Here is a 13,356-nt window from a genome sequence, read left to right on the forward strand (position 1 = left end):
GATAGGATCTGATATCAGTTCAGGTCTTATTGCAAAACTCAATTTTTAACCAATGAATAAATTCGAAAGCCGTTACGCTCAAAGCCCCAAAGAAGTTAAACAAATGGATACCGCTGCTTTGCGGGATAATTTCCTGATTGAAAACGTATTTGAGGCAAACCAGGTAAACCTAACCTTATCTCATTTTGACAGATATATTGTTGGTGGTGCAATGCCTGTTGATCAGAAAATAGCACTTCCTAATCCAGATGATTTAAAAGCCACCTACTTTTTAGAGCGTAGGGAACTGGGTATTATTAATGTTGGCGGAAAAGCTATTGTTACTGCTGACGGCGAAAAATACGAATTGGATTATAAAGAAGCTTTGTATATTGGTAAAGGTGCCAAAGAAGTGTTTTTTGAATCTGCTATCCCTGGCGAAGCTGCAAAATTATACATCAATTCTGCTCCTGCACACCATACTTATCCAAACAAAAAGGTCAGCAAAGCTGAGGCAGAGATTGTAGAATTAGGTACGCCTGAAACTGCAAATCATAGAATAATTAATAAGTTATTGGTAAATAGTGTTTTGCCTACCTGTCAGTTACAAATGGGTATGACCGAGTTAAAATCGGGCAGTGTTTGGAATACCATGCCTGCGCACACACATGATAGAAGGATGGAAGCTTATTTCTATTTCGAAGTTCCAAAAGGACAGAGCGTTTGCCACTTTATGGGCCAGCCACAAGAAACCCGTCATATTTGGATGCAGAACGATCAGGCGGTTATTTCGCCAAACTGGTCAATCCATTCAGGTGCAGGTACAAGCAACTATACTTTTATTTGGGGTATGGCAGGCGAAAATCTTGATTATGGCGATATGGATCACTGTGCCATTACCGAACTGAAATAAATTCTTATCGTCATCTCGACTGGCACAAAGCGAAGTGGAGAGATCTTTAAAATAGAACTTTAGAAAAAAACATGTCAAACATATTCAATTTAGCAGGTAAAACTGCATTAGTTACCGGCTGTAAAAGAGGAATAGGAAAAGCAATGGCTTTAGCTCTAGCCGAGGCGGGTGCCGATATTATCGGTGTTTCTGCAAGTCTCGAACTTCAGGGCAGTGCGGTAGAGAAAGAAATTTTAGCGCTGGGCAGAAAGTTTTATGCTTACCAGTGTGATTTTGGTAAACGCGAAAATATCCTGGCTTTTGCGGCTCAGGTAAAAGCAGACCATCCCGTTATCGATATTTTGGTCAATAACGCCGGAACGATTTTACGTCAGCCAATTGCTGAACATTCTGATGAGTATTGGGATGAAGTCATTGCGGTAAACCAAACGGCTCCCTTTATTTTAACACGCGAAATTGGTAGAGAGATGATTGCGAGAGGAAGTGGAAAAGTGATCTTCACGGCGTCATTATTATCATTTCAGGGTGGGATTACCGTTCCTGGTTATGCAGCGAGTAAAGGGGCAATTGCATCTTTAACCAAAGCTTTCGCCAATGAATGGGCATCAAAAGGGGTAAATGTAAATGCCATTGCGCCTGGTTATATTGCAACCGATAATACTTCTGCTTTACGCGAAGATCAGGATAGAAGCACCTCTATATTATCGCGTATCCCTGCCGGAAGATGGGGCACTCCAGAAGATTTTAAAGGACCAACCTTATTCCTGGCTTCACCAGCAAGTGATTATGTTCATGGAACAATTTTGACCGTTGATGGCGGTTGGATGGGAAGGTAGGTTAGTTCTGAGTCTTGAGTCCTGAGTCAGAAGTCTAAAGTAGTAACCCGAAGATAATAAAACCCCGCAAGTTTTAAACCTGCGGGGTTTTTATGTCATTAGGACTAAAGACTTCGGACTTATGACTACGGACTAATAAAGGTTATAAATCTCCTTAATGTCTTTCAAAATTTTTTCGAAATCGATTTTTAGATCAATTAAACGACCGGTGTGGATGTCAAATACCCAACCATGAACGGTTAAGCCACGTCCGGCAATTGCTTCCTGCACGGCTGCGGTTTTTAACAGGTTAACACATTGCTCCTGAACGTTAAGTTCTACCAATCTGTTGTAACGAAGACCTTCGTCCTCAATGGCATTCAGCTCTTCTTTGTGGATACGGTATACATCGCGGATATTTCTTAACCAGGGGTTTAATATGCCCAAATCTGCAGGTTGCATGGCTGCTTTAACACCCCCACAATTGTAATGGCCGCAAACCACAATATGGTTTACTTTTAAATGGCGTACGGCATAATTTAAAACCGTCATTACATTTAAATCTACATTGTTTACCAGATTGGCCACATTTCGGTGTACAAAAGCCTGACCTGGCTGTATGCCCATTAAATCTTCTGCGGTAACACGGCTATCTGAACAGCCGATGTACAAAAACTCAGGGCTTTGACCTTTCGATAATTCAGTGAAATAATCAGGATTAATGGCCAGTTTCTCGGCAATCCATTTTTCATTATTCTTAAAAACTTCTTCTACATTCATGCTTTTGCTTTAAATAGAATTTTTGGATATATAATTATGATGCGTGCTAAACAAGGTGTTTATACAGCTATAAAACTAAAAAAAGATTTCCTGATTTCTGCATGTTCTTCATCGCTAATTGTTACATCCGAATTGAAATAAACATGGCCTTTAAAATCCATCTCCATGTAATTGGCGGTCATAAAAAATGGTGTTGTAAAACCGTCGGGTAAATCACCATCTGTTCCTACGGCAATTAACTGTACTGTTTTTCCTTTTAGATTTCGGCCCACTTCTTTATTCAGGGTTACCCAATCTGTCAGGCGATCGAACAGGTTTTTCATTCGCCCACTCATGCTGTACCAATATACGGGGGTTGCAAAAATAAGGTGTTTATGATACAGGATTTCTTTTGCAAAGGTTTCGAAACCATCTTCAACCGGATATTGGTTTTCGTAATTATACGGCAGAAAATAATGCTCCACTAAATTTAGCTGATCAAATGCAATTTCCTGAGTGAGTTTGCTGATAAACTTTTGTGTATTTCCATTCAATCTGGCGCTACCGTTTATAATTAAGATATCGGGCATACTGGTGTTCGTTTAATTAAACAACAAGTTTTAAGCTTTAAATGTTTAGTGTTCGCTCAGGCATGGAGAAACAAAGCGCATTTGGGCGTTTGTGGAGAGATGTTCTGTAGATATCTCGCAGGAAAGCAATTAATCCTAAAGATTTGAGATTGTGTGATGACGCGTTAAATATCGATAACGACCAATAACTCCAGGGAGCGTATTAAGTAATGATGAAGGTAAAAAAGAAAAGCCAATATCAATACCTTAAAATATATAAAAGGCATTAATATTGGCTTTAGAAATTTAATTTTTTTTAGCTCGCAACGGCTACCGCATTTTTGTTAATGTGGTTAGGCAGTTCTTCAAGTGTATATAAGTTAACCAACGATTCTCTTAATGCGTTTTTAGCATTGTACCACACATTCTCCTGGGTAAAATGACAAACGCCATTGGTTAATTCAGTAATAATAGCCCCAATTAAAGTTGCAAAATGGTTTTCGAAAACATCACCTGAATGATATTTTAAAGAAAATACTTTATTGTACTGCTGTAATTGTGTTTCAACCTCTGCACTTAATTTTACAGGCTTGGCTACTTTCTTTTTCTTCTTCTTAAATAACCCAAATATTTTTTGAACAGCGCTTTGTTTGATGATTTTTTCTTTAAAAAGCTTTTTCTTGTATTCTTTAAGATCGAAAGATTTTAGTGAAACACTAAAATTTAATTTTAAATTATTTTCGTTGAATATTTCCAGGCTTGGCTTGTCCCACTTAAAAACAATTGGAAGAGTCCCGTTTGTATTTCGAAATGAAAAGGATGAGTTAATGTCCAGAACATTTTCATGTTCATTTAACCGTTTTAAAATTGTTGGAATTAGATCGTCTGTTAAAGAATTGGTGTAGATGTTAATATAAGCACTCATGTTTAATTAAGATTAGCTGAATCAATGTAAATGGCATAGGTTTTGCCTGCGCCTTATTTAAATGATAATTAAGGATATCGTTTTATTGCAGAGTAAGCTGGTACTCCAGAATATCGATTAACTTGGAAATCTTAATGTGAATTGACGGTTGTAGTTTTTCATTTGTATATGTGGTTTTTTTGTGTGGCATTGTTTTCCGCAAAAATGCGGCCTTGTTAAATTTCAATTACTTAAACGAATCAAATTGCCGAAACGTTACAGTTAATTTTTAAATACCTTCGAAGCAATAATTATACCACAAATAACGTTGGTTATTTTAATCGTTCGAGTAGCTTTTTCATATTGGTGAGCTGGAGCACATGCTTAAATTCGGGTGTATCAAAACCTCCTTTATCTATCACTTGCTTTAAGCTTCTGTTAAAGCTTCTTACGGAAATGCCCAGATAGGCAGCCATGTCTTCTTTTGAGATGGAAATGTGCTCATCGGCCTGCAGTTTGAGCAATTTTAAAAGCGCATATTCTAAAGTATATAGCTGCTGGAAGGATGCCCGTGTACTGGTTTGTATAATTCTGGTAGACAATTCCTGGAGTAAGATTGTAGTAAATTCGCTACTTTTATGAATCAGTGAAAGGAAAAGATGATCGGGAATAACGTAGGCCGAAACATCACTTATTGCCGCTACATTACATAAGCAATCTATCTTTTTTAAAGCTTCCAATTCGCCCACCACTTCGCCCTTGCCTAAAAATTCGATAATAAAATCTTTACCGTTTTCTTCAGAAATAAAACACTTGCTAATGCCATCCTTAATGATGTAAATATTGTTGATTTTTTCACCCTGTTCAACAAAACGATGTCCTGCTTTAAAGTTTTTAAGGTTAATGGTTTCTCCATTATTTTCGGAAGAAAAACGTTCGATAAAGGATAAGAAAGTAAGATTAGTACGAAGCATATTTATTTAGTCGAGACAAATGTCCTTTTTTAACGGTATCTGTTGCTTTACTTTTGTGCTACTAAAGTAAGCATAACCATGAAAAATCAAATTACCGTAATTGCTTTTGATGCTGATGATACCCTTTGGGTAAACGAACCTTATTTCCGCGAAACCGAAGAGCAGTTTGCAGGTCTTTTAGAAGATTTTATGCCCCGACACAGCATCTTAGCAGAACTTTATAAAACAGAAATAGCCAATTTACCGCTTTATGGTTACGGGATTAAAGGTTTTGTTTTAAGCATGATCGAGACCGTTTTAAGGATAACCGAAGGTAAAATAGATCCTGTTGTGATTAGTAAAGCGATAACACTTGGACAGGAAATGCTCAATAAACCGGTTGTATTGCTTGATGGAGTAGAAGAGGTATTAAAAACCCTACATGGGAAATACAAACTGGTGGTCGCTACCAAAGGTGATTTACTCGACCAACAACGAAAACTGACCAAATCAGGGCTGGACCACTATTTTCACCATATCGAAATTATGAGCGATAAACAGGAAAAAGATTATCAAAAACTGATTAAACATCTGGATTGTAAACCTGAGGCCTTTTTAATGCTGGGCAATTCTCTGAAATCGGATGTTTTACCCGTATTGAATATTGGCGGACATGCTGTTCACATTCCTTTCCATACCACCTGGGTGCACGAAAGCATCGATCATACCATCGAACATGCAAACTTTTATCAGATGGAAAATCTATCTGAGATTTTACCAAAATTAATTGAATGAAAGAAAAAATAGATATAAACACCTGGATCAGAAAAGATCATTTTAAATTTTTTAGCGCCTTTGAAGAACCTTTCTTCGGCGTAACCGTAGAAGTAGACTGTACCGCTACCTACGAAGAAGCAAAAGCACATCAAGTTTCTTTTTTCCTGCTTTACCTGCACAAATCGCTCGTTGCTGCCAATCAGGTAGAACCTTTTCGTTACCGCATTATTGATGGCGAAGTTTGGAAGTACGAAAGCGTGCATGCTGCAGCCACGATTAACAGACCAAACGGCACATTTGGATTTGGCTACATGGATTTCTATAATGACTTTGAAGATTTTAGGACAGCGGCCAATAAAGAGATTGAAAAGGTGCAGGCCAGCAAAGGTTTAATCCCTTCCTCATCAGGCGAAAATGTAATCCACTATTCGGCACTACCCTGGTTAAATTTCACTTCTTTATCACATGCCCGCAATTATGCTTATCAGGATAGCTGCCCTAAAATATCTTTTGGTAAAGTTAGAGATGAAAACGGGAGAAAAATAATGTCGGTTTCCATACACGTAAACCATGCCTTGATGGATGGCTATAACGTGGCCCAATTTGTAGATTGTTATCAGGAGCTGTTAAACAAAAAAGAAGTTAACGAATATATTTAATTCAAAACTTTAAGCAATTAAACCTAAAGCATATTTAATGTTCGGTTAATATTAGGAATTTATTTTCGGCGATGTTTATAGCTGCCGTTATTATTCCTTTTTACCTTTTGGCTGTTGTAGCCATGTGTTATATGGATACCGTTTTTAAGGCCATTATGTTTTTTGTGCTGTTGCTTATTGCCACATTTGTACTTTTTCTGTTCATCAATTATCCTATGCAATCGGTGTTTGCGGTAATCTGTTTAATGGCCTTGCTTGCTTTTAAACCTAAAGATTAATTAAAAAATGAATTATCATTTGCATTCGAGAAAGTATTTGCTATTTTTGCTGCTCGGGCAGGAAGCTTGAAAATTTAAAATTGGGGGATTAGCTCATTTGGCTAGAGCGCTTCGCTGGCAGTGAAGAGGTGATCGGTTCGAATCCGATATTCTCCACCACATTAAAGGCTACCTGTAAGGTGGCCTTTATCATTTAAAGGGTTTCTTCCCTTGCATAGCAGCTTAAATATCCACCAAGTTTGTTACATCAACAGTCATAGATATGCAATTTTCATGAGCGTTTTTACAGGTATAACCACTTTTTTTAGACTTTAAATAAAAAGACTACAAAATCTATAGGAATTATATATATTTGCTCCTGCAAGGAATAATTTTGCAGACTTATCCAGAAAGACTGAGGGAAAGGCCCTGTGATGTCTTAGCAACCTGTTGCCAAATAAGGTGCTAAATCCTTCCTCTAACCAAGGAAAGATAAGAAAGATTTCGCTAAAGAATCTGAATGAGCCTGTGGTAAATTTTAAAGATTAAAAAATGAACATTTATTTAAACACCAGCGCTGACGATACCACTCCCGAACAAAGTTTTTGCCGGGATGAAACCTGATATCTTCCAGCTGAAAGGCAACAACTATTTCGAGCGTATTATCAGGTAGTTGGGCTTACATGATGTTTCAACTTTGAACTTAATTATTTTATAAAAAGAACCCATAAAACCAAAAACCATGAAAAAATCACTACTAATTGCCATTAGTATCCTTCCGGTTGCAGCAATGGCACAGAAACCGTTCTCTATTGAGGGAACCCTGAAAAAATCATCAGCCCCCGAAAAAGTATACCTCAGTTATGCTCAGAACGGACAATCGCTTACCGATTCTACAGAATTAAAAAATGGATCATTCTCCTTTTCTGGCCATGTAGCCGATCCGGTTAGGGCATCGCTTTATAGAAAACCAGTTGAAAAAAACGGAAAAAGGGATGTATTGTCCTTTTATCTCGAAACAGGTACCCTTAAACTCGCCACCGCAGATTCTTTAAAAAATGCTTCAATTACCGGATCGAAAGTAAATGCCGATAATGATAAGTTAAAAGCACTGACCAAACCTGTACAGGATAAACTTGCAGCCATAAGCGGCGAATTTGGTAAACTTAGTCCTGAACAAAAAAAAAATAAGGCACTAACCGATTCGATTTATAAACGTTATGAAGCAGCAAGTAAGGCGCTGGAACCGATATACCTTGATTTTGCAAGGAAAAACCCTAAATCTTACATAAGCTTAAACGCAATTCAGCAGATTGCCACCAGTGAAACCGTACAGGCAGAAGCCGAACAGGTTTATGCTGGTTTAGATGGGACGGTAAAAGAAAGTAAAGCTGGTAAAGATGTTTCAATTTACTTCAACGCAGTAAAGAAAACCAAAATTGGACTTCAGGCAATCGATTTTACACAAAATGATGTAAACGATAAACCGGTAAAATTATCTGATTTTAAAGGAAAATATGTTCTGGTTGATTTTTGGGCTTCATGGTGCGGACCTTGCAGACAGGAGAATCCTAATGTAGTAGCAGCCTATAATCAGTATAAAGATAAAGGGTTTACCATATTGGGTGTTTCTTTAGATCAGCCTGGGAAAAAAGAGGCCTGGTTAAAAGCCATTGCCGATGACCAGTTAACATGGACACATGTTTCTGACCTAAAATTTTGGGACAATGCGGTAGCAAAACAATATGGAATCAGATCTATCCCGGCAAACTTTTTAATTGATCCAGATGGAAAGATTATCGCAAAAGGACTTCGTGGAGAAGCATTGAAAGAAAAACTGGCGTCGCTTCTGGAGGCTAAAAGTAAATAGATAAGAATACGGTTCAATAAAAATTAATTAATAAGTTTTAGAAATAATAAGAGAAAAAAGACAGCTGCCCTTTTATGCAAAGTGTATAAAAGGTTACCAGATAAATAATAACAGGGGCGATTGAGGCCGCCCCTGAATCAAGTGATTTATCACGGTATGTGACCAATAATGCGACTTAATGTTTAACCACTCAAACAAATATAATGAAAATATCCTAAAAAATTAGTTCGTCAATTAAATGGATGTCCCTTAGCCGTAAACGATTGTATTACTGCTTAAACTATCCTATTCTCCCAAATTACCCCATTTTTCTTCTTAAAGCATTGTGTTGATTTAAGGCTAGGCAGTTTTTCTGTTAGCAATGAAATCGCTGTGGGTAAAATTTCAATATCTGCCATGAATTGGGACCTGGCATCAACATTCATTAACTAAAACCATCATAAATGAAACGAAAGTTATTTTCGCTTATTATACTGTGCCTTTTTGCAGTCTTTAATGCCAGGGCACAAACCAAAGTTATTACAGGAAAGGTAATAGCTGTGGCAGACGGGCTGCCCATTCCTGCTGTTTCTGTAAGAATAGCGGGCAGTAAAATTGCCACGCAAACTGATGCAGACGGGAGGTTTTCCATCGTTGCTCCATCTTCGGCAAAAACAATTGAGTTTAGCTACCTCGGTTTTGTAACGCTAAGGGAGAATATTGGTGACCGTAAGGCAATCAATATCAGCTTACAAGCCGATCAAACAGGTTTAGAAGAGGTTATCGTTACTGGTTTCGGCCAAACGGTTAAAAAAAGAGATATTACAGGTGCAGTTTCCAGTATTTCTGCAAAAGAGATTGAAAAAGTGCCTTTAATAAGTTTCGATAGGGCCATGCAGGGTAGGTTACCCGGGGTTAGGGTAACCACCAATTCAGGAACACCAGGTGCTTCGGTAAGTGTATTGATCCGCGGAACGGGCTCATTTAACGCCAGTACTGCACCACTTTACATCGTGGATGGTATCCAGATCAATTCAGGTGATTTATCCAGAAGTTTATCTACATCTAATATTTTAAACAACCTGAATCCCGATGATATCGAAACCATTGATGTTTTGAAAGATGCTTCATCTGCCTCCATTTATGGCTCACAGGCTGCAAACGGTGTAATTATCATCACAACAAAACGAGGGAAAGCAGGGAAAACCGAATTCGATTTCAGTAGTTACTTTGGTTACGCAGAAGAGGTTAACAGACTTGATGTACTTTCTGGACCTGAGTGGCTATCGGTATATACAGAAGAATATGTTAACCGATACGGTGCCAATAGCAGCCAGGTTATTGGTCCTTCGGGCATTAAAACGGTTTTTGGTTCCGACCCATCTGCCGCACCATCTTATAGCTGGTATGATGCCGCCTACCGGAAAGGCCAGACGCAAAACTATCAGTTAACTGCCCGGGGAGGTGACGCCAAAACCAAATTTTATATTTCTGCAGGTCTGTTTGATCAAAAAGGGCAACAGATTCAGCAGGATTTCAAAAGAGGTACCTTTAAAACCAATCTTGAGCACAATGTAAATGACCGGTTATCGTTGGAGGCAAATTTAAACCTGAGTACCTTTACCCAGAATGGAACGCTAAGTGGTTCAACATTTGCAAACCCTTCATTTGGAGCAAACTTTCTGATTCCAACCCAGGCCATATACACAGCCTCGGGCGATTACAATGAACCTTTGCTCGGTGCAGTAGCCACCAATCCAATCAAATCTGCAAATTACGATATTAACAAAGGGACTACCAACCAGCTTCAGGGGATTTTTGCCTTGAATTATAAAATTATTGATGACCTGAAGTTTAGGGCAACAGGTTCGATCGATTATGGAGATATCAAAGAGGACCGTTTTCAGGATCCAAGAACAAGAGATGGTGCCGCACCAAACGGAAGATATACCTTTTTGGATACCGAGTTTAAAAATTACCAAACCAACGCAACTTTAAATTACAGCCACCTGTATGGAGCTAAACATAAAGTATCTGCTTTGGCAGGTTTCGAGTATCGCCATCAGGTAAACAACTCCGTAACTACCCAGAAAACAGGTTTTCCAAACTATTTATTCAGGACATTGAACGGCGGTACTGTTCTGGCTTCTATCTCGTCGAGCTTTACAGAGTTTAAAAACCTGGGATATTTTGCCCGGGCAGAATATGCTTTTGATGATAAGTATATTGTTAACGGAACAATCCGTTACGATGGAAATTCAAGGTTTGGTGAAAACCAGAAATTCGGGCTCTTTGGATCGGGATCACTTACATGGCGACTTTCGAGAGAGAACTTTTTAAAGGATGTTAAATGGCTGAATGACTGGAAAATCAGGGCCAGTTATGGTAAAGTTGGGAATTCGGGTATCGGAAACTTTGCCTCTCTTTCCACCTTTGGTTCGAACTCAGGTTATAATGGTGTAGGCGGGATTTCGCCAGGCGGCCTTCCGAATGTAGAACTTACATGGGAAGACAGTTATACCCTGAATCTTGGTACCGATGTGTCAATATTGAACAATAGGTTAAGTTTTACTGCCGAATATTATAATAAACTGAATAAAAACCTGCTTTTAACGCGTACACTGCCCAGTACAAGCGGTTATAGCGGAGTGAGTGATAATGCCGGTAAAATGCGTAACCGGGGTTTCGAATTTCAGATAAATTCTGAAAACCTGGTCGGTAAATTTAAATGGAGCAGCTCATTCAACGTCTCGTTTAATAAAAACAAAGTGCTCGAGCTTATTACCGATGATCTTGATCCACGATTCCAGTTGGTTGGCAACTCCGTAAGCAGGATTCTTTCTTACCAGTATGCGGGGGTAAATCCGGCTGATGGAAGACCGCTTTGGTTAGATGCAAACAATAACCTGACCTATAACCTCACCACCAACGACAGGAAAATTATAGGCGACAGCCAGCAGAAATATTTTGGTGGGTTTACCAATAACTTTTCATACGGTGGAATTGGCCTTGATATCTTCTTCCAGTATGCTACAGGCTTTTTGCTGATCGATCAGAATAAAAACTTCCTGGATAGTTATGCAAATGCATCAAACCGGAGTACGGATGTTTTTAGAAGATGGACAACACCTGGGCAGATTACAGATGTGCCGCTTGCATATACCGGAGGAAATTATGTAACCGGGGGAATTGCCTCTACTGCCTACAGTACGCTATCAACCCAGTGGTATAAGCCAGGAGATTACCTGCGACTAAAAGAAGTGAGGTTGTCTTACAAATTTCCTAAAAATTTCATCTCCAAAGCAAAGCTTAATAACGTACTTCTTTACGCAACCGGTACCAATCTGTTAACCTGGACCAAATATACAGGGACTGATCCGGAGAGCGTACTTTCTGATAATGGGGGAGTGCCGCAGGCGAGAACTTATACTTTAGGATTCCAAATCGGACTGTAGATAAAAATAAATCAAAATGAAAAAATACTTATATACACTTATACTAACCGGGCTGGTTGGGATTTCAGGATGTAAAAAAACATTGGAAACGGCGCCCAGAGATACTATAGCTGCGGCTGATGCCTTAACCAGTCTTACAGGCGTTAATAGTCTGCTCAATACCGTTTACAGTAATTTAAGGGGAACCGGATATTACGGGCAATCGTTTAAAATCAACCCTGATATCATGGCTGATAATATTTATCCGATTCCCGGGCTTAATTCTAACCGTTTGATCACCAATTCGGTTAATGCAGCGGGTGCCCACATGAGCCTTTGGGGGCTGTACACTTCGGGTATTAATCAGGTTAACCTGGTTATCGAAGCAACAACTAACCTTGCTGGTGCGCAGGCAGACAAAAATAAGATCTTAGGTCAGGCATATGGCTTACGCGCCTTATTTTACTGGGATCTGGTAAAGTTGTACGGCTATAATCCTCAATTTATCGTCAATGGATTTGATAAAGGTGTGCCGCTTGTTCTGAAGCCGACACCTACACTCGCAGCAGTTACTTTTCCTGCAAGGAATACAGTAGATGAGGTTTACAAACAAATTGAATTGGATTTATTGGCTGCAGAAAGTATTCTGGATAATGCCGCCGGGAACAGGTACATTACCAAAACGGTTGCACAGGCTATTTTGTCTAAAGTTTACCTTTACTGGGGTAAGTATAGTCAGGCCGCCACTTATGCAGATAAAGCAATTGCTGCAGCAGGCTCAACCTTTGTGAGTAATGCCGCATATGCCTCCAGTTTTTACGCTGATAATAATCCCGAAGCCATCCTGAATATTGTAATCACTTCCGAACAATCTAATATCAATGAATCCTTACAGTCTTATTACGCCCAGTTTCCCGCTGATTACGGTAAGCGCCAGGATCAGACTGCTTTTGATAACAACAGTGAGCCAAAGGTAGGATATGGCGATTTTACGCCAACACCCGAGTTACTGGCATTGTATGAAACGGGAGATATAAGAAGAGGTACCATTACAACAGGCAAAAAAAGTAATGTAACGGTTAATTATGTGCGCAAATGGGTTCCGACAAATGGGGTTAACTTTTTACAGAATATACCCTTATTTAGGGTTTCTGAACTTTACCTGATCAGGGCGGAAGCCAATTTTAGGGCAGGTTCGGCCATTGGCGCAACCGCCCAGAGTGATCTGGATAAGATTAGAATAAGAGCAGGTTTAACTAGTGTTCCCGTTTCATTAGCTGCAATTCTGAAAGAAAGAAGGATTGAACTTGCATTTGAAGGGGACAGGTGGTTTGATCTGGTTCGCCTTGGTTTAGATGTTCCAAAATCTACGGCATTGGGAACTATTGCGCCTATTGCCTATAATACCGATTATAGAATCCTTGCCCCCATACCACAGGCCGACCTGAGTGTGAACCCGAATCTTGTTAAAAATCCTGGCTATTAAAA

Annotated in this window: 12 protein-coding genes, 1 tRNA gene and 1 riboswitch; of the genes, 9 read left to right on the forward strand and 4 right to left on the reverse strand. The window is 39.2% G+C overall.

The window, feature by feature from the left end; translation table 11 throughout:
- Positions 1-52: 52 nt before the first annotated feature.
- On the forward strand, positions 53-892 hold the full coding sequence (gene kduI / locus AC04QZ_RS15275) for a 5-dehydro-4-deoxy-D-glucuronate isomerase (protein WP_478358461.1): 840 nt from the start codon (positions 53-55) through the stop codon (positions 890-892).
- Positions 893-963: 71 nt separating this feature from the next.
- The gene (locus AC04QZ_RS15280) at positions 964-1,728 is read left to right on the forward strand and encodes an SDR family NAD(P)-dependent oxidoreductase (RefSeq protein WP_478358462.1); all 765 of its coding nucleotides are present in this window, start codon (positions 964-966) and stop codon (positions 1,726-1,728) included.
- A gap of 132 nt (positions 1,729-1,860) precedes the next feature.
- Here AC04QZ_RS15280 and AC04QZ_RS15285 read toward each other — a convergent pair whose 3' ends face one another.
- From AC04QZ_RS15285 to AC04QZ_RS15300, 4 genes are all read right to left on the reverse strand, one after another.
- Positions 1,861-2,487, reverse strand: a complete 627-nt coding sequence (locus tag AC04QZ_RS15285) for a carbonic anhydrase (protein ID WP_086544787.1) — start codon at positions 2,485-2,487, stop codon at positions 1,861-1,863.
- A 59-nt stretch (positions 2,488-2,546) separates the two neighbouring features.
- A complete protein-coding gene (locus tag AC04QZ_RS15290; RefSeq protein ID WP_478358463.1) occupies positions 2,547-3,056 on the reverse strand; it encodes a flavodoxin family protein in 510 nt (169 codons plus the stop codon).
- A gap of 295 nt (positions 3,057-3,351) precedes the next feature.
- Entirely contained in the window at positions 3,352-3,960 is a 609-nt protein-coding gene (locus AC04QZ_RS15295; RefSeq protein WP_478358464.1) for a hypothetical protein, read from the reverse strand.
- A 311-nt stretch (positions 3,961-4,271) separates the two neighbouring features.
- Positions 4,272-4,913, reverse strand: coding sequence for a Crp/Fnr family transcriptional regulator (locus AC04QZ_RS15300; RefSeq protein ID WP_478358465.1), 642 nt, complete (start codon positions 4,911-4,913; stop codon positions 4,272-4,274).
- Positions 4,914-4,991: 78 nt separating this feature from the next.
- Between AC04QZ_RS15300 and AC04QZ_RS15305 the strand changes: the two genes are divergently transcribed.
- The 7 genes from AC04QZ_RS15305 (at position 4,992) to AC04QZ_RS15335 (ending at position 13,354) form a co-directional block, all read left to right on the forward strand.
- A complete protein-coding gene (locus tag AC04QZ_RS15305; RefSeq protein ID WP_478358467.1) occupies positions 4,992-5,687 on the forward strand; it encodes an HAD family hydrolase in 696 nt (231 codons plus the stop codon).
- The gene (locus AC04QZ_RS15310; protein ID WP_478358468.1) at positions 5,684-6,328 is read left to right on the forward strand and encodes a CatA-like O-acetyltransferase; all 645 of its coding nucleotides are present in this window, start codon (positions 5,684-5,686) and stop codon (positions 6,326-6,328) included. Before AC04QZ_RS15305 ends, AC04QZ_RS15310 begins: the two co-directional genes overlap by 4 nt.
- 71 nt (positions 6,329-6,399) lie before the next feature.
- Entirely contained in the window at positions 6,400-6,606 is a 207-nt protein-coding gene (locus AC04QZ_RS15315) for a hypothetical protein (RefSeq protein ID WP_478358469.1), read from the forward strand.
- 82 nt (positions 6,607-6,688) lie between these two features.
- A tRNA-Ala gene (locus AC04QZ_RS15320) sits at positions 6,689-6,765 on the forward strand.
- A 219-nt stretch (positions 6,766-6,984) separates the two neighbouring features.
- Positions 6,985-7,084: riboswitch (SAM riboswitch) on the forward strand.
- Positions 7,085-7,327: 243 nt separating this feature from the next.
- Positions 7,328-8,455 (forward strand): redoxin domain-containing protein, encoded by a 1,128-nt coding sequence (locus AC04QZ_RS15325; protein WP_478358470.1) that lies wholly within the window; start codon positions 7,328-7,330, stop codon positions 8,453-8,455.
- Between the two features lie 443 nt (positions 8,456-8,898).
- Positions 8,899-11,889 (forward strand): SusC/RagA family TonB-linked outer membrane protein, encoded by a 2,991-nt coding sequence (locus AC04QZ_RS15330; protein WP_478358471.1) that lies wholly within the window; start codon positions 8,899-8,901, stop codon positions 11,887-11,889.
- A 16-nt stretch (positions 11,890-11,905) separates the two neighbouring features.
- Complete coding sequence (locus AC04QZ_RS15335) at positions 11,906-13,354, forward strand: RagB/SusD family nutrient uptake outer membrane protein (protein ID WP_478358472.1); 1,449 nt, start codon at positions 11,906-11,908, stop codon at positions 13,352-13,354.
- Positions 13,355-13,356: the final 2 nt, after the last annotated feature.

The organism is Pedobacter folensis (assembly GCF_056490665.1).